Annotated in this window: 12 protein-coding genes; 10 read left to right on the forward strand and 2 right to left on the reverse strand. The window is 58.0% G+C overall.

The genetic code is table 11. The annotated features are described in order from the left end of the window. Position 1 precedes the first annotated feature (1 nt). The 3 genes from M1P90_RS29065 (at position 2) to M1P90_RS29075 (ending at position 11,897) form a co-directional block, all read left to right on the forward strand. On the forward strand, positions 2–6,589 hold the full coding sequence (locus tag M1P90_RS29065) for a sacsin N-terminal ATP-binding-like domain-containing protein (RefSeq protein ID WP_483699196.1): 6,588 nt from the start codon (positions 2–4) through the stop codon (positions 6,587–6,589). Positions 6,590–6,743: 154 nt separating this feature from the next. After that, on the forward strand, positions 6,744–10,820 hold the full coding sequence (locus M1P90_RS29070; RefSeq protein ID WP_483699197.1) for a UvrD-helicase domain-containing protein: 4,077 nt from the start codon (positions 6,744–6,746) through the stop codon (positions 10,818–10,820). 108 nt (positions 10,821–10,928) lie between these two features. After that, the gene (locus M1P90_RS29075) at positions 10,929–11,897 is read left to right on the forward strand and encodes a hypothetical protein (RefSeq protein ID WP_483699198.1); all 969 of its coding nucleotides are present in this window, start codon (positions 10,929–10,931) and stop codon (positions 11,895–11,897) included. A gap of 29 nt (positions 11,898–11,926) precedes the next feature. Here M1P90_RS29075 and M1P90_RS29080 read toward each other — a convergent pair whose 3' ends face one another. Together M1P90_RS29080 and M1P90_RS29085 are read right to left on the reverse strand one after the other, a co-directional pair. Then, on the reverse strand, positions 11,927–12,982 hold the full coding sequence (locus M1P90_RS29080) for a response regulator (protein WP_483699199.1): 1,056 nt from the start codon (positions 12,980–12,982) through the stop codon (positions 11,927–11,929). Beyond that, the gene (locus tag M1P90_RS29085) at positions 12,979–14,628 is read right to left on the reverse strand and encodes a sensor histidine kinase (protein ID WP_483699200.1); all 1,650 of its coding nucleotides are present in this window, start codon (positions 14,626–14,628) and stop codon (positions 12,979–12,981) included. Before M1P90_RS29085 ends, M1P90_RS29080 begins: the two co-directional genes overlap by 4 nt. A 518-nt stretch (positions 14,629–15,146) precedes the next feature. On the opposite strand from M1P90_RS29085, the gene M1P90_RS29090 reads away from it, so the two are divergent. The 7 genes from M1P90_RS29090 (at position 15,147) to M1P90_RS29120 (ending at position 24,630) form a co-directional block, all read left to right on the forward strand. Further along, entirely contained in the window at positions 15,147–16,736 is a 1,590-nt protein-coding gene (locus M1P90_RS29090) for a sialidase family protein (protein WP_483699201.1), read from the forward strand. Next, positions 16,736–18,031, forward strand: coding sequence for a C40 family peptidase (locus M1P90_RS29095; protein WP_483699202.1), 1,296 nt, complete (start codon positions 16,736–16,738; stop codon positions 18,029–18,031). Before M1P90_RS29090 ends, M1P90_RS29095 begins: the two co-directional genes overlap by 1 nt. Beyond that, positions 18,028–18,654, forward strand: coding sequence for a hypothetical protein (locus M1P90_RS29100; protein ID WP_483699203.1), 627 nt, complete (start codon positions 18,028–18,030; stop codon positions 18,652–18,654). Before M1P90_RS29095 ends, M1P90_RS29100 begins: the two co-directional genes overlap by 4 nt. Beyond that, positions 18,651–20,981, forward strand: coding sequence for a hypothetical protein (locus tag M1P90_RS29105; RefSeq protein ID WP_483699204.1), 2,331 nt, complete (start codon positions 18,651–18,653; stop codon positions 20,979–20,981). The genes M1P90_RS29100 and M1P90_RS29105 overlap by 4 nt, the downstream gene beginning before the upstream one ends. Next, the gene (locus M1P90_RS29110) at positions 20,974–22,722 is read left to right on the forward strand and encodes an SH3 domain-containing protein (RefSeq protein WP_483699205.1); all 1,749 of its coding nucleotides are present in this window, start codon (positions 20,974–20,976) and stop codon (positions 22,720–22,722) included. Before M1P90_RS29105 ends, M1P90_RS29110 begins: the two co-directional genes overlap by 8 nt. After that, on the forward strand, positions 22,719–24,311 hold the full coding sequence (locus M1P90_RS29115; RefSeq protein ID WP_483699206.1) for a hypothetical protein: 1,593 nt from the start codon (positions 22,719–22,721) through the stop codon (positions 24,309–24,311). The genes M1P90_RS29110 and M1P90_RS29115 overlap by 4 nt, the downstream gene beginning before the upstream one ends. An 82-nt stretch (positions 24,312–24,393) precedes the next feature. Next, complete coding sequence (locus tag M1P90_RS29120; protein WP_483699207.1) at positions 24,394–24,630, forward strand: hypothetical protein; 237 nt, start codon at positions 24,394–24,396, stop codon at positions 24,628–24,630. The last annotated feature ends 39 nt before the right edge of the window (positions 24,631–24,669 follow it).

Here is a 24,669-nt window from a genome sequence, read left to right on the forward strand (position 1 = left end):
AATGGTGATAGCAACGAACCAACCTGTACGACGACAGATCCGTATGAATATTCCTGGGGTGCTCAAAACCCTCTTGGCGGGATATTCCGGTGGTATCACCATCATCCGAGAACTGACACAGAATGCTGATGATGCGCCTGGTGATGAGGAACGCTGGATCGAATTTCACTTCATGCCAGATCGGCTGATCGTTCGCAACAGTACCTATTTTCGCGACGAGGACTTTGACAATCTTGAAGAGATTGCACGGGGCGGAAAGCAACTTGAAACACGCAGCACCATCGGCGCGTTCGGTGTTGGTTTCACATCGGTCTATCAGCTCACTGATACTCCCATCGTGCGATCAAGCGGACGCGAAATTAAGTTCTTCCTCGAAACGCAAGATCTGGAAGAGCAGCCAAGTACGGTGATCGACTTCACCGAATTTGAGTTGCCATACCGGCGTGACGTTACACCTGTCAGTATCGCATTGGGCATGCCACCAGTCACTGAGGATTGGGTTGAGCATATCTTGAATGAGCTTCCGGACGAGACACAACGGCTGCTGCTGTTTTTGCGTCGGGTGAATCGGATTGCTATCTTTGATTGTCAGCAACTGATAGCCGAGGTGAGCCGAAAGATCTCATCAGCGAAATCACCGGGAGGCCCAGAGCATTTGCACATGACCCTGAGCTCTTCCACAGGTGCAAAGCGAACCCAATCATGGCTGCGTTTCACGGGAAAAACCGAACGTGAACCCATGAGAACACCGGATGGGCGACCGGAGAAAGATCAGGTTGTTCAGGTCGTTATACCTGATAGCGATATCACAGAACAGGAAATTGCCGGGGTACTCGCTGGAAGGCTCTACAACTATTTACCGACGGAGATACGCACTGGTCTGCCATTTCAGATCAACGGCGATTTCTATCCCTCGACCGATCGCAAAAATATCGACAACGATCGCTACCATCACCAGCTCTGGCATAAAGCCGTACTGGAGGCCATTGGCGATTGTTTTGTACGAGCAATTCCATACCTGCTTGAGCGCTTTCGAGAACATCCTGAACAGTTCTATCGGCGCCTCCCAATTACGGCTAGTACGGCACTAGCTACACCTATTGTCGAAGCCTGCCTTCGTGCGGCACGCGATCTCGCACTCTTCGCAACCCGGCAGGGATGGCGCAAAGCAGCAGACGTGTTCCGAGTCGAATCAGATCTTCGCCCACTCCTCGAAGGCATGGATTTGCCGATTATGGAGCTGGAACGCGAGCAGATTCTCGCACCGCTCATGGAACGGCTTGATGTGCGTACGTTTGGGCTCTCCAATCTGATACAACGTTGGCAGCAAGATATCCGTGTGGGAACACCGCTTCACCAAGGCCCAGCCTATTTCCAAACACCTGAACAACTTAGCCGAATCTATTCTCACCTTGAAGAGCGTTATGCGCGCAGCTTTGGCGAGCAGATAGCCCAAGCACCTATCTTTTTTGATCACCAACAGCAGCTTCGTCCAGCCAATCAATGTCGTCATGCACCAAACAACGAGGTGCGCGAAACGTTAGCTGAGAGCGGTCTGCATTTCTGGGCAGGCGATGATAGCTATGCCTATTTGTTACAGCAGATCCCTTCGCTCACACTCAGTGACATCTGGACTGCACTGCGCTTCCAGATTCCACAAGAAATACCACTACGCCAAGCACCTGCTTGGCTTAACACTAACCAGAAACTCTACCGTCTGTATCGTGCGATTCTTGATGTCAAGAGCGCCAACGAGCGTGTCCAGCGTGACCAGGTTGCAGGGGTTCCGATTTGTCTTAGTCGCGATGATTGGTTGCGGCAGCCCGGCAGTATCGCAATGCCGGGGAACGATCCCGTCGTGTACGATATTTTTGCTGACGACTCGGAACTACAGTTAGTGGCCAGATCAACGCATGAGAACCTTCGTTACCGGCAGCTTTACTTGGATCTTGGTGTACGCCTGCTGAATCTCGATTCAATTATTGAGCGTCTGGAACGGTTCGGTCGCACTGAGAATGCACTAGCGCAGGTGCACGACTGTCTAAACACGCGCGATAAGCTGTTACGCATCTATCGCTACCTGCGTGACCAACGCCAACAGCTTACGAGTGCGAACATCCATGCCCTACGTCATCGTATAGCGATCTGGCTATGTCAGGATGGCTGGCTGCGAGTTGCACGTGGCAGCGAGGGTGCCGAAGTCATGACGCCGCCAGTGACGGCGGATTGGCCACAGGGAATCAAAGTTGGGCGAGTGCTTGCTGTTGAGAATCGCGACGCTTTGGGGACATTATTCGAGGCTGTCGGTATCAAACCGCTCGACACCACCAGCCTGATTGAACACTATCTGCTGCCGCAGTTTGCGCAACTTACGTGGAACGAGCAGAAAAGTGCGTTGAAGTATCTTGAGACACACATCGAGCTACTCAGGCGAGAACCGAGGCTGCTTGAGCGCGTACGAGCTACTCCGCTGATCATCGCTGATGATGGGCAACTTAGTCGCGCCGACTCGCTCTGCTATCCGTCTGAAGAGATCGCACAGATCTTCGGCAATAGTGTGCGTACACCGGAAATCCCGCGTTATTTCGGCCGGGATGTGCCGAGTGACCCAGCAGGAAAATGGCCTTGGTATGGAGTGATGGTTTCTATTCTGGGTTTGGGAACATGTCCTCCTCCCAATACCGTCCTCACGTGCATCAATGCGCTCATGCGCGAGCCAGTCGATGTCTCCCGACAATCAATTGAGAAAATCTTTCGTTACTTGGAGCGACATTGGGAAGCTGTTTATCAGCGTGCAGGGTTGGGAAGACATCTGCGCGAACTTGCCTGGCTTCCTGCGGATGGTAATAATGAACGCCTGTATCGGCCTACAGAGCTCTTCCCAAGCCAGGAGAAAAATCTTATAGGCCATGTTGCGCCTGTACTGGGATTCCGCGAAGCTCGTCGACCTCAGAAATCTATCGGTGATGCGCTTGGGTTCCCTTCAGCAGACCGCAATGACAACGGGGAAATGCCGCATGCGCCTAAAGTTGTAGAAGAGCTTCTGATTTTAAGCCAACGCGGGGAACCTGCGCATGTACAAATTTACAAATACCTTAACGACCACCTTGACCACTTTCCTGCGGGTTCGAACGCGCTATCGAAACTGAAGGGCAAGCCGATCATTTGGATAGGTGATCGTTATTGGAAAGCAGAGCATATCTTTTTTCAGAATTACCGTAGACAGTTTGGAAGCTATCGAGGCTATATTGTCGATCCTGCTTATCCTGAACTTCTACGCAAATTAGGAGCGCATGAACCGCCCAACCCTACTGACTATCGTAACATTGTGCGTGAGATTAGCGAGAAGATCGGTAATGCTGCTGTACCAGATGAAGAACAAGCCATCCTGCTGAATGCCTATGATTGTCTTGATGAGGCAGAGGATTATCTGCTTGAGCCTCTAAAAACGGTGGCTTCTGTTCTAAGCTGCCCTGCTGTTCAAGCTCGTAATGGCCTTGGTGAGATGCATCTGCGCCGTCCAGACCAGGTTGTTCTAACACCTGCCGATCGCTATGTCGAAGCATTACCCAATCTACCAGTTGCCCGATGCAATCCAGATGGCATAGTGCTGCTTAACCGGATTGGAGTACGGCTCCTCGATCGCCTTGTTCATTACAAGATGGCTGAAACTGGTAATCTACGGCAACCTGCTAGTATTTCCAGCTCATTTGCTGGCCTCGGCCGCTCGTTGCAGCGGCTGCTCTATCATTTCCTGGATAGCCGTAGCATTCAACAACGCGAACAGGCATTATGGAATACGATCAAAGCACTGCACGTATATGAGCTCCCCGTTCTGACCGTCACGTATCTGGTTGAGCTGGATGGCATAACCTTCACCAGTGACGCGCGCGACGAAAACATGTTTTTCGATGCGCATCAGCAGGAAGTCTATATGCGAAGCGGCCTAGATGGTCGCGCGCGTGCGTCGGAACTTGCGCTCATACTCCATCAATTGCTTGCTATTCCTACTCTCCAACCAGCAATGCTGCGCGAAATTTTGCTTGACCCATCGCGTGCTGAGCAGGAAATGGACTATAACCAGATCCATCAGTTGCCACAGCACGTTGAAGTGGAACTCATCTCTGATGATCTCGAACAGTTTTGGACCATCGGTGCGCAAGCAGAAGAGGAGAGTTTCGCAGAACAAGCGGAGGAGGTTTCGACAGCGCCTGAGGATTCAGATCTGTTCCCAGAGCCAGTCGCTGCCCAGCACTCCTCGCAGGATAGTTTCAGCACACAAAACACCCAGAAAGCGTCCTCTACGCACCGACCACCAGGGCAAGCCGATGTCGAGCCACTATCCAGTAAGCATCCAATTGCAAAACCACCAGATCCAATAACAAATGGTCAGAATGGACACAAACTAGCTACCAAGCCGCAAGCAGCAACCAATGGTCAGAATGGCCACAAGCCAGCCTCTAAACCGCAAGCAGCACAGCCAGCGGATGGGAAAGTAGCTGAGAAGCCCGTTCCGCAGCATCCCTCAGTCGCGACAGGACCTCGTCCTGCCTTTGAGGGACGGACTGAGATGAATAGCCCTACAATCTCGACCGATGTAGATGGCTTGCTCGACCGTGCCCAGCGTTGGCAAGAAGAGCATCCCCAGCCGCCGATAACGCCCCAAAAGCCTGAGGCTACACATCAACATCGCCGTATAGGTATCAATCCGGCAGAACCACGAGAACAGACAATTGCCCGTTTCATCCTCACATTTCCTGAAGCAACACAAGGCTTCCTGCGCCTAAACGCTCGCGCACAGCAACTCTTTCCTGGTCAGCCGGAGCGGGTCTACTGTCGTACAAGCGAAGGAGAAAACTTTACGCTCTGGATTGATTGGAAGCGCCGACAACCGATTGCGTATGCTAAAGAGATGAAGGCCTATTTTGCCAGTCAGGAGATTCCCGGCGGCGGCATTGTCTATATCGAACAACTGCACCGTGACGAGTATCGACTGTTCTATAACCACCAGCCGCATGAGGTGCGAGAGGTACGCATCGCATTAAATGAACACGGTCAACTGATATACGAACATATCGAGTCTGTGAAGGTCAACTGTGAAACGGTGGATACGATCTACCGCGCAGAGAAACGCCATGAAGATCAGATCGCGCTGTATATGGAAGCGGCAGGAAAGAAATCTATCCTGGAAACGCTCTGTGATCTGTTTATGGCGGATCAGCGAACATGGATACATCATGATGATCTAAAGGCCATGGTTATGGCCGAACGAATGGTCGCTGATAGTTCAGTTCAGCAGATGCTTCAAGGCAAAGAGTGCTTTGTTACGGACGGCCAGGGATCCTGGCGCTTTGTACCGGACAAATTGGCTGTTTCACTCCAGCAAGACCCATTCATTACGTGGCAAAAGGCTACACAGCGACTGATGAAGACGGACGTTGTAACGGCGCGACACTTCAATCGCGAGGTAACGGCGCTGATCGGCGACCTCTCAGCGTGGTTGCATACAATTGCGACTGCACAAGCTAGTCAGGGGATCGTAGGTATCGAGGATCTAGTGCGACGCATTGTTGATACCCCCCAGGATGATCGACCGACTTCCGAATTGCGTCAGCTCGTCGTCGAGCAGCTTTCCTTTGAAGAGAGTCTCAATGACGATGGATGGCTACGCACGGTACTTGAAGCAGTGTCTACCGCTGGCATAGCCCATGTCCTGCGTCCAGCATTACGCGAAGCTCTGGATTACTTGCGTCGAACGGGTCGGATGGGTGATATACCAAATCTGATGACGCTGTGGAATGGGTACGACTCTGGTCATGGGTACGATTTGGGCATGATTCTGGCAGAGGTTGAGACATGGCGGACACTCAATCGAGCCGATGTGACCCTGGCTGAGCTGATAACAACCATGCGTCAGCATCCAGAACTAACTGGCGTCCAATCGCGGCTAAAAACGGCTGTTTTTCGCGATCTCCAACGACTCGATCCAAAGGTATGGCTCATGCACGGCGGCGGAATAGCTGCGGTAGACGCTGGTATAACTGCATACACACCCCTCCTCGATGCACGACGTTATCTTAATCAAGGAGATCAACGCGAGTTCGACCGAACAGTGCGCGACTGTTGTCTGCACATCTGGGACGATCTGGACGATGAGGGTCGTGTGGCGCTTGTGCTGAGTATCTGGAATAACGTACCACAGGCTGAGATAAAGGAAAATCAGATAGCATTCCTACAACGGGAAGCGGAACGTCGGCGTGATCGCGAGCCGGTGATTGCGTTGCTTCTAGGGATAGTTGCCTGGGAAGCGCTCTCACCAAATGATCGGCTACAGCGTCCCTCTATTGCCACGCATCTGGCAGCCTGTCATCGTCGCCTAGAGATCTGGGAGCTAGCACACGGGCAGGAATGGTTCAAAGAACTCAACCGGCGTGAGGCTGATGATCTTTCGGGTACAGCGACACTCCTTGCAGATACGCATACCAGGCGTATGGTCGCCTTTTGTGAGTTGATCGAACAGAGTAAGGCGCATCCGCTGGTCAAATATCTCCAAGCGGAGTTAGACCATCAAAGAAAAATGGCCGAATAGTATCAGTGTTCGCGATAGAAATGATAGTAAAGGCTCTCTGCCAATCCCTATTCCAACAACCGTAAAATAGCTCAAAGTGTAGCTTCGGAGCATATTGACAGATACCATATCATCCGACCAGAAATCGGTTAAACAATTCTCCAGGCAATAATTCATGCCAGCTAATATCATTCCTATTACGTGGTGCGATCCTCGTCCTAATCGTGAGGCTGAACGATCTGTCTTTGAAGCATTAGCCGATCAGCTTGACCAAGGCTATACGATCTTCCACGATCGTGCTTGGGTCGGCGACCGGCCTTCGCAGCGTGCGCGTCTTATCCAGTGCGATTTCATCATTTGCCACGAAGATCTAGGCGTCATTGTGCTGGAGGTTAAGGGAGGGAGACGCATACGTTGCCAGAACGGACGCTGGTCTTGCCAACGCCATGACGGAGCTTCGTTTTGGTATGATGTGCCACCGCATCAGCAAGCACTTGAAGCTGTGTTTTCGCTTCGAAACCTGATGAAGGATGCGACGACTGGTCAATTCCCGAACTATGTCATCGCTCATGCCGTCTGTTTTCCTCAAGCGGATGTTGAGCAGGGAGATCTGGACAAAACGCTTGATCGTGCCATCGTTATTGATCGTCGTGATATGGCCAATCTGGAAGCGGCTCTGCTGCGTGCACGTGATTACTGGCGAAAAGAGCACATGCTACGCCGTGCGACGAAGACCGCCTGGCTACCTGCATCAGCGATCACGGAGATCCAGCATCAAATCGCACGAGATATCGACATCAGGGCATTACTTGGTACGAGTATTACTATCGAGCAGCAGGATAGTATCCGCCTATCCGAGGAGCAGGCCAATATTCTCTACACGACGACGCGCGCTCGCCGTCTAGCGGTCGCGGGCTGTGCCGGGTCAGGAAAGACGCTGCTGGCTTTATTGATTGCACGCAGACTTGCAGGCGATGGAAAGCGCGTGCTACTGTGTTGCTTCAACCGACCGTTACGTGACCATTTGCGAGGAATCCTCGATTGCACACCAGCTGGTCAATCTGTACGAACGGCCACTCTGCACGAGCTATGCTTTGAGCTGGCAACGCAACTCCACACCTCCTTTGATGCAGCAGATGTGAATAGTGGGCTTCAGGCGATCCGGGATGAAATTGCCAAGCGGATACGTGCCACCTGGTCACGCTATGATGCTGTTGTGATTGATGAAGGGCAGGACTTCGATGCCAATTGGTGGCCCGTGATTGAGGCTCTTCTGGTGGCTCCGGATAAAGCCTGCTTGTTCGTGTTCTATGATGATAATCAGCGCGTGTATCAGCGCAACCCTGGTATTCCAACGGGAATTCAGACATTACCTTTGACGGTCAACTTTCGCACAACACGGGCTATTCATCGCGAGATTATTGGCTTTTATCGAGGAGATATTACACCTCGGCCAACGGCATCTCAAGGCGAAAATCCTCAATTTCGTGTGTACACGGAGGCCGATCCTGAGAGCCTACGCCTTCAGCTTCAACATCTCCTTGCACAACTTCAGCAAAGTCGTGTGCCTCCAGAGTGGATTGTTATTCTCACCCCACGAGCGGAAAGCGATACCTCGTTGCCAGCATGGAAGACCACTTTAGGACTCACGCACACACCTCAGTCAGGCATGGTTCTCTGGGATACTGTCTACCGATTCAAGGGCCTTGAACGATCAGTGGTTATCCTGGTGGAAGTTGATCATAATGCTATTGCTCGTAGTGTCATTGATCAACTCTTGTATGTGGCCTACTCGCGCGCCTCAAACCGGCTCTTTGTCTTGCATAGCAATGAGGTCAGCCAGGAGACGATCCGACGGATTGAAGGCATGCCACGACCAGTCGCAGCGAGCGTTATCGACGCACTTGACGATTATCAGCTCAAGGCTGTCAAATCAGGTCTGGGGCATGCACTTGTCTGGGCCGGAGCAGGTTCAGGCAAGACTCGCGTACTCACTCGTAGAGTGGCTTACCTGCTGTCACACTTCGCAATTGAACCAGAGCAGATCCTTGCCGTCACATTCACGAACAAAGCGGCGAACGAGATGAAGGAGCGGCTACGCGCTATGCTCGGTGACGAGCAGGTTGCAGCGCTAACTGTCGGCACGTTTCACGCGACCTGTGCACAGATCCTACGTGAGGAGATTCGCCGCCTTCCTGGACAACAATTCTATGGCCGCCGTATTGGGTTTCGTGTGCTAGATAGCGATGAAGCTGAGGAATATCTCGAAAAGGCAATTGGAAAGCTCCAGCTCAAACCTGAACAACTCAAAGTCTATATCAACGAGCAGAAGAACAGTGGTGTGCTCCCTCACGAGTGTATTGTGGAGACTGAACTCGAACGACGTAAGGTGGACGCTTACGAGTCTTACGAGCAACTCCTGCGGAAGGACAACCGGGTTGATTTCAACGATATGCTGCTCTTGACCGTGCGCCTACTTGAGCAGCACGAAGATGTGCGGAGCCGCCTGCACCGTCGTTACCGGCATATCCTGGTTGATGAGTATCAAGATACAAACATCATTCAAGCCCGCATTATCGAGCTCCTCGCTACGAGTGACGATCCCGAAACGGCTGATGATGCACCGCATTCTTTAATGGTCGTTGGTGATGCGCAGCAATCGATCTATCTGTGGCGGCAAGCGAAATACACACTGTTTACTAACTTTGCCAAGTATTATCCTGATGTTGATGTTCACCCGCTCAAGATCAACTACCGTAGCACCCGCCGCATTATCGAGGTTGCGCTGACCATTGCTGATCCACAGTTTACAGGCGTGGATCGACTCGACATGATTCCTCATCGTCGTGATGCAGCACTGGAGATTGAAGCTCTCGAATTAGAAGATGTCGCAGCGGAGGCACGCGAAATTGCGCGGCGTATTCGCGAAGTGTTGGATTCTGGCAAGTACACGCCACGCCAAATTGTGGTACTACTCCGCAGTCTGAAGGGCGACAACTCAATAAATGCTACGATCCGGCAGCTTGAGATTGCTTTCCACGAACAACGTATTCCATCAGTTACTCAAGGCGTCCAATCCTTCTACCGAAACACCATCATTCGCACGCTCGTCAGATTGCTTCGTGCTGTATGCGCCCCTGATGATGACATTGTGATGGAAGAATTTCTCGGCACAAAGCTGGTGCCTGATATCGGTCAGAAAAGTATTGAGAGCTTACACGCTATTCGCAAAAACCAGCGCAAACAGACACTCTGGGAATTACTTACGGCAAAGACGGCTGATATGTTGGGCCATGAATCGTGGCTGCTTGAAACACTACCAAGTGCAAATCTTGGTCACTCTCGCCTCATAAGGCTGAGAGAGGCAACTGCGACCATTCTTGATTTACGAATGCGATTGCCCCGGCGGCCATCTTTCAAGGATTTTCTCTTTTATCTCCGTACCCGTACACGATTCGATGAAGTGTTTCGTACCGATTCGAATGATGAAGAATTTGGCTCGCTTATGGAGGTCTTTCAGCAGGTGCTTGATAGTGAGGTGTCGGAAGCGCAGGATTTACCGAGTATGCTCGACGTGTTTGCCATTTATGACACAGCTCATGATGATGCGACCGGGCAGGGACAGGTGCGAATCATGTCCATTCACCGATCAAAAGGGCTTGAGTTTCCGATGGTCTTCGTGCCTGCCCTAGAGGAAGGCACGCTTCCTGACCACCGCAGCTTCGATGACAAAGAAAAGCTCTTGGAAGAAGGCCGTGTCTGCTATGTTGCGCTTACCCGAGCGATGGACGAGCTCATCCTCTCCTGCGTTCAGTATCGCAGTGTCGGCCCGCGCAAGTCATCTGAATCTCCGCTCCAGCCTTCCAGATATTTCCGCGCCATACTTCAGCAGGTTGTAGAGGCGCGGCGGGCTTTGCAGGATTGGGATAATCAGGAATCTACCCAGCCGCCTGACTATGACCGTCATATCGATGCGCAGGCTTATCAAACCTCTCCAGCAACCATCATTATCGACGCTACGACGGCCATGATGGACGATACGAAGTGGGTGCAATTGAACCAGGCGATGAGTTCGATCCCTGGTGCCCATCCTGCACAGTTGCTGATCTGTGATGATGATGGCCACGTTGTGACTCAAGATATAGATGGGGGTATCTGCGGTCACGAGAACACATTACGCTGGCTCCGACGGATGAGTGGGTTGCCCATCTTTCGACGGGAAATGACTCGCCTGAGTTCACAGGAAGAGTAGTAGTGGCGCACCCATCGATTTCCTCGTTATTCTATTCCCTTTTGAATGGGTAGGTTCCAAACGCATCAAATGAAGACATAATTCTTCTTGTGACGAGAGCAGCATCGTATGAAGCTCTATTTTGATACGAATATCTATGAATTCATGTCAAAGAAAGCCGAGGAAGTTGCGGTTCGCAGTATCATCGATGAGTTTGGACATGACGTTGAAGTTTCCGGTGAGAATATCACTGAGACGCTCGCCACTCCCGATGAACGGCAACGTATCTTCCAGATAGCGGCCATCGTAACAACAGCAAAGGAGCTGGAACCCCATCCGCAATCTTGGACGCAAGCTGAGGAAGTCCGGTCGGAAATACTGCGATGCCGCCCAGGGTGGTTACGACATGCGCCCTCAAGAAAATTAGTGCGAAAAGCCACATCAATGCTGGAGGGAAATAAACAGCGTTGGCTCGACATGAAAGCTATGGAGCTTCCGTCGCCCGGCGTGTTCGCCGTCTATTATCGAGATTTCCGAGAAGGGGTTGCCAAGTATGCCGATACGCAAAGAGCGCTGAGAGATAGCATTCGTAACCCTGAGAGCAATTTTTCAATAATGCGAGAGACATCGGGAAATCAAAGGACGGTCGAAAGTAGCATGCAATTCACTGCATACAATTACTGGCGATATGAGTGTCTATCAGCCTGGTTTCAAGCAATCGTCCGGCGAATACCTGAGAGTCGTGATTATGCAGACTGGCTTTGCCCTTACCTCAAGGAGAAAGCCTTTCAGGATTTGAGCTATAGCAAATTCTGGCTTGAGGAAGTTGATCCAACATATATGCCAAAGAATCACATATCTGGTCTCGCTAATTATTACCAACTGCATCTAAAGCTATCGCCTGGCAATGCGAGCGATCAAATACATGCCTGTAAGTTGCTCGATGTGGATTTGTTCATTACAGCAGACCAGCGTTTCCATCGCATACTTGAAATAATTGTCCAGCAGCATTACCCCCATATACGAAAACCTGTCCTTATTGATCGTTCAGCAGACAGTATTGCGGGCGAGCTTCGAAGGGTTCTTCTCACCATATAGAGAAGGCTTTCAAAATAACATAGCGCAGTCTATCCAAATCGTTCCTTGATCCACTGCTCCAGTCCTGATCTGTCCAATTGGAGCGTTTCCTGAGCATTCTGCACATGCGATTTAACTGTGCTCGGAGTGACTTTCAGATAAGTCGCTATCTCCGCCTGCCTCAGGCCGCGAGACAGCAGCCACAAAACCTCCTTCTCGCGCTCGCGTAGCCCTGTTCCCGCAAAGCGCTCCAGCATATCTGGAGGCACAATCTCCCGCGTCAGCGCTACCGTCTCTGGGAGGCTGACAAACGGGTCAACGGGCTGGTCATCCATAAGAGCTCGCACAACACCACGCAGGCGTCGCTGAATCTGCGCGTCCGAGCCCAGTAGCACCGCAGCTATGCCTACAGAGCGCAGCATCTTTGCCTGCTCGATTGTATCCGCCACTATTACCAGCGGCAGCTTATAGCGCTGTGCTGTATCACGCACAGCCTCATAGTCCGCTCCAGCGGCTACCAGCACGCTCACGCCTGGCCCTGCCAGCGCGCCACGTAGCGATATGCGGTCGCCTGCCTCGCTGACACGTACCTGTGGTGAGAGGATGGTGACCAGACCTGTACGCACAACAGTGTCGCTGGCATACACAACAGCCTGCTGGCGATCGAGCGCCGCCGCCGCCTTGCGTAGTGCCTCGACGCTCTCCTGAACAACCCAGGCAGCCAGTGGGCTCATCGTCAGACTATCTGTAGGGAGATCGAGCGCGCTGGCGAGTGTGGCCTGGAGCTGCTCCGGCCTGGCAGGCTTGGTCAGGGCAGGGAGACAGGCAAACCGCTCAATGGTTGCTACAGCATCGAGATTTGCCGTGAAGGGCAGAATACGGACATCTCTGCTCTCCTCACGGATACGCGCGCAGACCCAGTGCCCATCGGTATCAGGCAGCATGATATCCAGTACGATCAGGTCAGGCCGGGGCCATAGCTGGAGAAAAGCGGCCACGCCCGAAAGGCCATCGGCTGCCTCGATCCACTCCCAGCCCGGCGGCGCCATCTCGCGCACGTAGGCACGGCTGCTTGCGTCATCATCGACGATCAAGACACGCGTCATTCGTCATCCTTCCATAGCTCATCAGTCATCGCAGCAGGGAGGTGTACCCGGAAGCTGGTACCCTCGCCTACCACGCTGCGAATTTCGCACGACCCTCCCGACTCACGAATCAGATCACTAACAATAGCCAACCCGAGGCCCAGCCCCGGGCCGTCATGGAAGCGCACGCCTGGCTTGAAGACGACGGTCTGCTCGTCGACTGTTAGCCCAGGCCCAGTATCGTGCACACCTAGCACAAGCATGTTGTCGTGCGCATCGTCCTTAACAATCTCAACCAGGATACGTCCACCCGGCTGGAGCACCGCCAGCGCGTTGGAAAGCAGGTTGTCAATGATACGGCGCAGCGCCGTGGGGTCACCGATAACCAGGGTGGAGGGAGCAGCAAACGAGGTTGTTATCTCGACCCGCTGCCAGCGTTTGCGCCAGTCAACGGCCTCAAGCGCATCGTCAATGATCAGGCGCAGATCAATCTCCCCAAGGCGCAGGGGCAGGGTGCGCCCATGGAGTTGGGCCTGCATCTGCTTGACCAGGTTCTCAGCGGGTCGTAGATGACCATCCAGCCTATCACTAATAAAGTACACACGCGCATCTTCCAGCAGCCGCTGGACATGCAGTAGGCCCTGCATGGGTGACGCCAGATCATGTGCTAGTCGGGCTAGCTTATCGATCTGCGACCGGAGCGCCAGTGTTTCCTCTTTCGGGTCTGTCTCCGTTTCTGCGCTATCCGCGACTATACGCCAAAGGGTCCACGTGCGGCGATCCAGAATGTTCTCTCGCCAGAGGAATGCGCTACCCAGCACTAGGAGCAGCAGGGGTGGGAGGGGCGTAACGACACCGACAATGAAAACCAGCGCAATGCTGTAGCGCGCGACGGAGGCCGGATAGGCCAAGACATTAAATGGCTCCAGGCTCATCTGTATCTTGAAGAGGGGCTGCCGTAGGCCAAACATTCCACCCCAGCATGCAATTTCCAGCAGTGCTAGCACTGTCACTATTGCTGCCTCTGGGAGGCCAAAAACCCGCTCAATCCCTTGCGTAGCCAGGCGAAGTGGTGCGCTGAGAAGAAACAGGAAAAAGGGCGATGCGCCATACAGGCGTAGCGTTACCGTATTGATACATACGGCGGACAGAAGGCCGACCTCTAGTATTGTCTGAATGGCCAGCAGCGGAGCGTGGGCCATGTCCGAGCCGAAGAGCAGATGAAAGATGCTCACCAGCGCTGCGCCAATGATCAGGCCATCCAGGAAAATCAGCGGTGTATCTTTGCGCCAGGTCTGGTTGGTCGAGCCAAGCAGCGCAGCCGCAGCCAGAAGCAGCGCAGCGGTGACGATATCCAGCATGATGCCGGTGCCAGACGGCGCTGCGGGGAACCAGCGCTCACAGGCAATCGCCACGCTACGAGCCAGCAGTGCCAACACGAGCGCTCTCCAGCCGTGGCGCAGCACACCCTCCGGCTGCTGCTCAATACGCCAGAGTGCCCGTGGGAGCATCACCAGCAGCGCCAGCATATGCAGCAGACCTGAGGTAGTCTGCGGCCCATGCAGGATTGCTGTCGCGACCAGAAGGGCAGCAAGCACCCAGGCCAGCCGAGCGAGTGCGCCTTGCCAGGGTGAGAGCTGGCGATATTGATGTGCAATAGCTGTCATAAATACCCTAATGACACAAAAAGACGCTGGCCCACCTCGGAGATGAGGTGAGCCAGGAGACAGCGATAGGACGCCGAGATTGGCGCCAGAACAAGGTGAATAGAGCGTAGCGGAGCGTGCGTCATCGCAGTTGATTTGTGAGTTGCCTTCCTATTTGGAAGGTTGCTTCTATACCATACCAGAACTTGCGTTCTTTTTATGTTTACCTGAGTACAGTCACGAGTACGAGCTGATCCAGTTTAGCACAAAAGTAGAACGTTTGGTTAGGGTTGCTCCTCATTCCTCCTCAATTCCCCCTCCTTCACCCGTGCCCGAACAGGTATAACACAGCTACCGGCCGTGCGAACGACCGGCGGGTGAGAAAGCCTCACCTCCTGTACTCGCTGCCGGCCGCTCCATGCGGCCCCTATGCCCGGCGCGTACGCTGCGCCGGGCCTTACCTTGAGCAACGCCAGATGCCAGCAGCCACCGACAACTGTATACACCAGCACCTGGGCTCCCTGAGAGCAGGGCTACTCATGCTCCTTGCCGCCGTACTGGGAGGCTGCGCCGCACCACACACTTACGCTGAGGTGCAGGCCACCGCGCAGGCGGCGGGCTGCTGGCCAGACCCCTATCCCACGCCACGTCTGGTTACGGTTACGCCAGCCGGAACAGCGCTGACATCAACTGGCACTGTCTTGCCTGGCACACCCACAGCCACAGCCCTGCCGACCACGACACCCTATCCACGCTGCCCAGCCGCGCCCGGCGCGACGCTTATTCCCTGGCCCACGCCCGTGCCCAACCCACCGCCCTACCCCACCATAGAGCCGCGCCGCTGGGTCAGTGGCAGTGACCGCCTGATGACCATGCACCTGCCCGGCTCGGTCTACGCCCTGGATCTGGCGGTACATCCCACCGAGGGCTGGCCGGTCGTGGGCGTCACGCAGCGAAGCTGGGGCATGCCGATCCAGGCGTTTGTGCGCATCTACGACCCGCGTACCCAGGACTGGGGCGTCGCCCGCCAGGTCGATATGGGCGTGTCCAGCAATGGCACAGACCGCTTCGGCTCGATCGCCGTGGCTGTGAGCGGCGATAGGACGGTCTACGCCGCCTGGGGCGCAAGCGACCGCGCGCAGGATAGCGCTGGAGATACAACAGCAACACCAGACATCTGGGTGAGCAGCAGCCGGGATAACGGCACCACCTGGTCGCCGCCGCGCTCCCTTGCTCAGGGCTGCTGGACGGTGCAGGACATGGCTGCTGATACAGACGGCAACCTGGTCGTACTTGCCAGCTGCTACGCAGGCGATAGCTCGCGTGCAACCCTGGCTGTAAAGCCTGCAGGCGACGACTGGCAGCCAGCCGAGCGGCTTCCTGTGACTGGCAGCTCAGGCAGCGCCGTCATCGCTGGCGAGGGCAGCGACGCGCGTATCATCGCGCTGACGACTGGCTTCAAGGAGTCTGAGCGCGGACGCCTCAATCTGCTCTCCCGGCCTGTTGCAGGCGGCATCTGGCAGATCCGCAGCCTGGCCTTTGATCTATCACCAGACAGCGCGCTAGACGATCCCAACAGCGGCGCGGCCTGGCACATCCGCAGTCTGGTGTTTCCCTCTACCAATCCCGCTGGTGCGCTCTCAGCTGGCATCGCCTTCACCTGGGCAACATCAGATCGAAGCATGCTCTTCGCGCTGCTTTCGCTGGATGGCGGGCAGAGCTGGAACCCGATCGAGCCAATCCTGGTCAGGCGCGGCAGCCCGGATCGGGTTGGGCACCTCGACTTCGTTGCACCTGCCTACGACCCGGTTGCCGGGCGGCTGGTTACATTCTGGACATGCTGCGGCGCGGCCCAGTGGAGGCCGGAGGCGAGCAGTCACTACGCAAGCTGGAGTCAGCCTGGTAGCGCTGTATGGCAGGCATGGCCCAATGTGCTCGCGCTTGGCGCGATTCAGGCGCATGACACCGCCACTGCGCAGGCAACCGGCAGCCGCATGGTCTGGCTGGGCTGGATCGAGGCCAGCCAGCAGGTCACCGTCCGCTCGGTCGACCTGAACGCGATTATCCCGGCTGAAGACTACCCGACCACCACACCGCAGCCATCAGCCACTGCGGCAGGAGGCGCCTGATGGAGCGACGCACGCACTTGCTGCTGATCATCGCGCTCCCGGCACTCGTGCTGCCGCTGCTAGCCTGCGGCACGGGCGGGCTGGCAACGCAGCGCACGGCGCGCTGGGCATGTCCTAGTCCTACGCCGCTACCCTATGGCGAGAGTGGCCCAGTCAAGCGCGAGTGGCAGGAGTGCACGACCGACCCGCTGACCGGCGAGCATCACTGCCAGACCCGCCGTGAGTATTACACCGAGTGGGAGCAGGAGTACGGCGCAGCGTTTTCTGGCCCACCCTTCCCGTCACCTACCCCCTATGCCATCAAGGGAACGACCTTTCTGCTGGGACAGCGCGTCGAGGTGGGCCAGTTTCATGTGACGGTGAGCGCGTCTGCTGGCGCGGTGGTCGAGCGGCCTGGTGTCCCGGCAGGCACGCAGCAGCTCTTCTTCGTCAACATCACCTGGCTGAGCCATGCCGATGCGCCTGTGCCGATCAGCTACGCCGAGCGGGTTAAGTTGCGCTCGGTGCGCGAGCCGAATGGCGGTGTCATCACCGGCAGTAGCTGGGGCGTAACGGCCGATTCGCTCCAGCTTGCCGAGCTCGACCGCCTGCCAGATCGCATCCCAACCGGCGAGAGCAGCGTGCGCGTGCCCATCATCGGGCCGGTGGGCGAGCCGGTTACCGTTGAGATCATCTTTGACGGCGGCGCGCCGCCTCCAGCCGATGGCACACCGACAGCGACCCCGCCTCCTAATGACGACTTGCGCCGCCAGGAGCCGGGCACACTCACGGTGCAGTGGACCGAGGGCTCGCTGCGCGACATCGGCCCCTCCTGCGACGACCAGGGCGTGATCACGCCCTGGGGCGATGGTCGCTATATCTCCTGGGGCCGCGATGTGGCGATTGGCATGCCCGCGCCGCCGGGAGCCGACCGGCTGATCCAGGTGGTGCTCAACCAGGTGGGCAAGCCGTATGTCTGGGGCGCCAAAGGCCCTGAGACCTTCGACTGCTCAGGCCTAGCAAGCTGGAGCTACGGGCAGATCGGTATCCGCATCCCGCAGGGCACCGCCGGACAGTGGCCCCAGATGCGCACGGTCGACGCACGGGATCTCCAGCCGGGCGACCTGGTCTTCTTCGATATGGAGGGCCTGGGCCAGATCGACCACGTGGGCATCCTGCTGGGCGACCTGGATGGCGACGGGCGCTGGGACATGGAGCACGCCGCTAATCCCAATCTGGGGGTACGCATCGACTACGACATCTTTGAGTCCGCCTACTACGCGCCACGCATCCGTGGCTTCAGGACAGCACGATGAGCAAGCTTCTTCAACATATCGCCGCACTCGCGCTGCTGAGCTCTCTGCTGGTGCCGCTCGCTGCGCATGCGCAGGAGCTACCGCCCGATCTGATCGTCACGCTGCGCGACAGCGCTGATACCGGTATATCGAATATCAGCGTGATTGTCCGCGATGCGAGCGGCCATGAGCTGGTACGCGCCAGCACAGACGCTTCAGGTAGGGCAACCTTTGAGCGGCTGCCAGTCAGTGAGGTGCGCGTCGCCGTGCAGGGTAGCCTGCCCAATGGCAGGCCGCTCTCCCTGCCAGGCCAGGACGCACCCGGTATTCGCCTGCTGCTGGATAGCCCGCCTGTGCAGCTTGACCTGCGCGCCGAGGCAGATGGCCTGGTGCGACCTGATCCTGCCTCCATGATCGCCCCGGAGGTCGGCGTGCCAATCGAGAGTCAGCCCCAGAGGACTACCACACGATCGCCAGGGCTCTCAGCCTCGTCAATGCCAACACCTGCACTGCTGCGACCTGAAGCTCGTATCGAATCGACCTCGGGGGATAGCTTTTCCTGGCCTGGCCTCTTCCTGCTGATCTTCCTGGCAGGCGCTGCCACGCTGGTCATCCTGCTGGCGCGACGCGGGAGGGCTGTATGAAGCACCACGGCTCCACTGTGCTCACCTTTGCCACCGTTGCCGGGCTGCTTGCGCTTCAGCCTCGACCAGCCGTGGCTGCCTGCGGCGTCACCGACCCGGGTGGCTGTGTAGACGGCGCGCTCTACAGCTTCTGGTACGGGCTAGCGGGCATGGGCTGGTCACTTGACCGCACCTTGCTGCTGCTGGCCTACCAGCTCGACGCCTTCCGCTGGTGGCTGGTCGAGGTGGCCTTTACCAGCGCGTACCAGGTACTGGTGCAGATCATTAGTCCGCTGATTCTGCCAGTCGCCACCATTGCGGTCATCCTGGGCTGCCTGGCCACCCTGCTGCTGCCGCTGTTCGGCAAGCCTGGCCTGGTGAATGTACGTCATGCGCTGGTCTGGACGACGCTTGCGCCGCTGCTGCTGACGCTGAGCGGCCCGCTGATCGTGCAGCTTGAGCAGCTCCGCAGCGAGGTTGGCTCAGCGCTCTTTACGGGCGTGAGCCAGATCGCCCCTGGCGCGATCTTCGGCGCATCCGCCAGCGACATGGGAATGCCCAAGGCGCTCTATCCATCCAACCCGTGTGGTGGCGGCACGCTGGAGCGCCGCTCCGGCAACGGTCTGCGCCTGGATGACCTGGCCGCCGCGCTGCTCTGGGCCGACGCAGAGGATATTCACTGCCCTGACAAGGGCGGGCCGAGCCCTGACATCCCCGACGGCTTTTACGAGGCCGCGCCGAATGGCCCGCAGTACGCAGTCGACCAGGACGTAAGCCTGATGGACGCCGGGAACAATCGCACCCAGGCGGTGACGAATATGCAGCGCGGCGCGATCCGCACCTTCCTGGGCCTGCTGCCCTCCTCGCTGGCGGTGCTCGATGCGCTGGTACAGCTCGTCTTCGCGCTGTGTCTGATCGCGCTCTGGGTTGGCCTGCCCATCGGCCTGGTCTTCGTCTTCTTCAGCCAGACCGCAGGCGGCGTGACCGGCCTGTTCCGGCGCATGCTGGGCGTGCTGCAGGTGAGCTGGTCGAGCAGCGTGCTGCTGGGCATCGTTGCGGCATGTCTACTGGCGGCAGCCCAGCTACGCAACGCGGCAGCCTACACCGGCTTCTCGATTGGCGGGATCGTCCTGACGGCCTACATGCTCTTTGTGGCAGTCGACACCCTCAAGGACAGCGTGCGCACGCTCAACGACACGGTCGCAGGTGTGACCGGCCTGTCGATCACGCGGCCTTTTGAGCTAGCGAGCCAGGCAGCAGGGGCAGCAATCGGGGTGGGCGCGGCAGTCGCAACTGGCGGCGCAGCGACCGCGCTGACCGCCGCAGCTGCACTCCAGCAGACCGGCAGCGGGCGCTACGCCGCATCGGCAGCGCTGGGGCGCATCCGGCCAGTCGCGCAGCTTGGCGAGGTGGCCGCCGCCATGGGCTGGGTCGAGGACGAGGAGATTGTTCGAGGGCTGCACACCGGAGAGCGCAGCACAAAGGGCGACTGGTACGCCACACGCCAGCGCATGCTGACAGACGCAAAATCGACAGATGAGCAGGGCCGCAGCTTGCGTGAGCGTGCTGGAGAGCGAGCCATCAGCCGCGAGCTTGTGCGCGCGCAGCGACCCACGGTTGTACAGGAGGTCAGTAGCTTCGCGGCTGGCGTCAGGCACGTGCATGACTACCTGGGTAGTGAGCAGATGGGCAATGACCTGTCACATGCCGCGAGCTGGCTGCCGGAGCGCACCCGATCGGGCTGGGAGCGGGTGCGCCAGGGCTGGCAGGACTTCGGCGCGGACGTGAGCGAGGCCAGCGGCGAGACGCCAAACCTTGTCAGGCATGGCGCGGCAGTCGTGCAGGTGCTGGATGACCGGCTGCGACCAGGCCAGCGCGGCGCCGTGATGACGCTGGACGAGCGGCGCCGCATTCACTACACCGACCCGCCCCAAGACCTGCCTGCGGATGCCATCAGCGTGCAGCGGGGCGAGGCGCGCATTCCACGCCTGCTCATGCTTGGCTATGCCGTACAGGAGCGCAAGGACGGTACGGTCGCCCTCTGGCAGACCGACAAGGCCGCCGCTGCAACATCTGGCAAGCGCACATCAGCAGCAGACGACGAGCGCCAGCGCCTGGTCAAGGCGGGCGCCCTGATCGCCAGCGCAGCTGAGACCAGCGCGCGATCGGCCCAGGCGCGGGTTGAGCCAACGCAGTCTACAAATGACCAGGCAGCTTCAAGCACGGCAAGTGCTGCGACTTCCAATGGGCAGCCAGCTACAGCGCAGAGCACGAGCGAGACGACGCCTGCCACCGAGCCGAGCGAGTCACAGCGCCCTGAGCGAGAGACGGAGGAAGCCAATGTCTAGCAAACGCCTGCTGACCATCGTCATAGCGCTGATTGTGCTGCTTTCATCGGTGTCAGCCAGCCTGCCGATGCAGACCACTGCACAGACCATGGCGACAGTGCAGCCTGCCTCACAGCCGGATAGCTGCGAGCCAAACGACCGACCTGGGCAAGCCTGTGTGCTGCCGCTTGATGCCATCAGCGGGGCGTTCAGCTTTCTGCCGGAGGGCGATGGGGACTACTACAGCATCGACCTCGGTGCTGAGCCAACTGGCCTGGCGCTGAGCATCACCATCCGAGCGACATCCGGCCTGGATCTGCGCACCACGATTACCCGGCCTGGCGAGACGACAGCGCTGGCGGTTCTAAGCAGCCCGGCACTGACGACCACGCTGCCCGCCGATCTGACTGGCTGGCTCCTTCTGCGCGTTGAGAACCGCTCACCCATGCCGAGCGAGGGCGAGCAGTACAACCTGGAGCTTCGCAGAGTATTACCGCCGCCTACGCCGATACCTGACGCGCTGGCTAGTCAGCAGCAGGCCGAGCCAGATCGGCTGGAGAACAACTGGAGCCCTGAGACGGCGGCGCCGATCGGCGTGGGCTCGGTCTACGACCTGAACTTTGTCTGCCCGGTTGCCTGGGGCTGCACGGGCGGCGACCATGACTACCTCTCGGTGCCGGTCAAGGCAGGCGTGGAGTACCTGGTCGCCACCTTTGACCTTGGCCCTGGCGTGGACACCGTGATCGACCTGTTCTGGGGCGATCAGCAGATACCTGTCGCGACCAACGACGACGCCAGGCCAGGCAGCAGCTTCCTGAGCGTGCTGCGCTGGCGAGCGCCTGGCGACGGCACGGCCATTATCCGGGTTGGGCCGCGCACGGGCGGCGCCGGGCAGGTGGTCTTCGACAAGGACGCGGGCGGCTACCGCTTTGCCATTGCGCTGGCAGGCAGCGACCTGGCTCGCCAGCTTGAGGCTCGCATCGCCGAGCAGACCAATGCGCCGACCGCAACCCCGCAGGCATCCAGCAGGAGTAGCAGCGGCTCGCCACCACAGACAGGAACTGGGCCAAAAGGCGAGGCCATTGTCACGGCGTCCGCAACCGTGCTGCGCATCGCGCCAGATGCCAAAGCAGAGGCCATTCAGACCCTGGAGGCTGGCACGCATGTCACGCTGCTGGGTCAGGTGAGCGGCCCATGGGCGCGCGTGCAGCCGCTCGAAGGCGTGGTCTTTGGCTGGGTTTATGGCCCAGATCTGCGACGTGTAGATGAGGATGCTACGGCGCAGGTAACGCCTGGACTGGCAATCACAGCAGCCGCACCCTCGCCGACGCTACTGGCAGCTGCCGAAGCTACCTCTTCAGCGACAGCCACACCTGCTGCGCTGCCGCGCATTACAGCGCTTGACCCGGCGCCGCTGCCGCCACCAGCTCGCCTGCCTGCTCGCCAGCAGCTTACGCTTGCTATCAGCGCCTTTGTGCAGCGCGGCGCTACGGTACCGACGCCACCGCTTGGTCGACCCACGCCGACACCACTGCCAGGCTCGCAGCGACCGCTCGCTGGTCTGCGTGTCCAGCTTGTCAACGTCTTCGGCGACCTGCTGGCTGAGGCTATCACCAACACTGATGGTCGAGTACAGCTTACCCGTGATATGTCGCCGCTGGTCGCCGCGCACCTGCGCATCCCGGCGTTGGGTATCGACCTCCCCGTCGATCCTGCCCAGCCCACGCTGCTGCTGATCATCCCGGAAGGAGCTAGGCCATGACCACCTCGACGATTGCACGCGCCGACGCGCTTTTCCGGGAGCAGATCCATGCCCAGTGGCGCGACTGGCGCAGCTATCTCAAGGCCAGCCTCCTCCTGCTGGAGGCCCAGGCCGCAGCCAGCCAGCCGGTCTTCGAGCGCGCCGATTCGCGCGAGGAGCAGGCAAAGCAGGCCGCGCGCGAGCTTGTCGCCCTCCCGCAGGCCCAGCGTAGCCTCTTCGACCGCGTGCGCGAGGAGCGCCGCCAGCAGCTTCAGGTTGCGGCAGAGACGACTCGTGGCACTGCGCGCCGCCAGGCGATCGACCCCGATGCTATCGACCGGCAGGCGCTGACGGCCCTGCTGGAAGAGGCTGAAGGACACGCGGAGGGCGATGAGCGCCAGACTAGCTGGGGTGATGTGCCGCTGCTGGTGGATGGCGCAGTGCAGTGGTATCGCGTACATGTGCCGACGCTGCTGGATGTACCTGGAGCAGCGGCCTATGCCGCAGGCGGCCCGGACGGGCTGGATATGCGCCGCCGCATTGTCCTGTCGATTGCGCTTGGCCTGGGTGCGCTGCTCTTCCTCCTGGTCTGGTTCCTCTGGCCGCACAGCCCGGCTCGACCGACGAGTGCGAGCGAGCCGCTGCCAGTCATCAACGGCACACGAGTCCCTGTCTGGACAGTACGCTCGCTCACCCTGGCTAGCTCGGACGGCGTGCAGCCTGCAATCGCGCTGGACAGGATCCGCTCAGCTATCCCACTGGTGATCTGTGTTCCGGCAGCCCAGCTTCAGGGTGCGACCGAGGCCAGACTGAAAGGTGCGGACGACACGCCAGAGCGTATCTACACCTTGAGCTCGGCGAGCAGCACGCTTGCAGACCTGCGCATCGAGCCATGCGAGGGTGTCTCGACTGATCATCCAGCGCTGGCAGGCATGCTCCAGCGAGTCGAACCTCTGCCGCTTGCCGAGATAGGCGTGCCAGTCACGCCGAGCGAGGACACGTCGATCACGCTGCAGGCAATCTCCATCGTCGGACCGGGTCAGGACGGGACGCTTCCACCGGATAGCGCACGCATCATTATTCGCATCGCTGCACCGGAGCTGGACTGGCCCACCTATGCGCCGACCTTGCTGCTGGCAGATGGCACCGTGGTGCAGTCGCCTGAGCAGGTTTCTATCGAGGATGGCATTGAGCTGCGCTACCTGGTGCCGCTGCCTGCTGGCGAGCTTGAGCTGGCCTGGCAGATCACGCTGCCTCAGAGCGGCGCAGTGATGCGCTGGCGCGCAACGCTCAGTCCGCCGCCAGATCGCGCTCTCGTGCTGCGCAAAGCGCTTGAGGCTCAGCATGTCGGGCTCGCCAATGCTGAAGGGAATAGTGTCGCGATTCAGCTCACGCTCAGCAATAGCGGGGATGGCCCGCTCGTGCTCAGCCGCGACGATATCGTCCTGAAGCGTGGCAGCGAGGTACTCCCACTGCCAGACCTCCCTGAGCTGCACGCACCGCTCGCGCCCGGCGAGGCGCGCACCCTGACGATTCCACTCCCTGAGATCGCTGACGGTGCACCGCTGGTGCTCTCGGTCGGCTCGTATCGCTGGCAGATTGCCCCATGAGGGCAGAGAGGAGGTGTTCCAGACCATAAAAACCAGTCGCAGCTATCGAAATTATCCAAACCTGTAAGGAGGAATCATCGCTATGGATCAGATCAGCCAGATCTTCACCCAGCTTCAGGCCAGCCTGCTGACGCTGGTTATCCCGATCGGCGTCGTCGGCTTCATCCTGTGGGGCCTGGCCACCTTGCTCACCCCGGTCATTCCCGACTGGGCACAAACGATGCGCGGCTACTTCCAGAAGGCCATGCTGACCGTTGCGTTTCTGGGCTTTGCCACCGCCTTCGTCACGGCGCTCTACAGCATGGGCGGAGGTCAATGAGAAAGGCTGAAAGCTGAGAGATGAAAGCTGAAAGCTCCG

The organism is Kouleothrix sp. 19917, assembly GCF_057073505.1.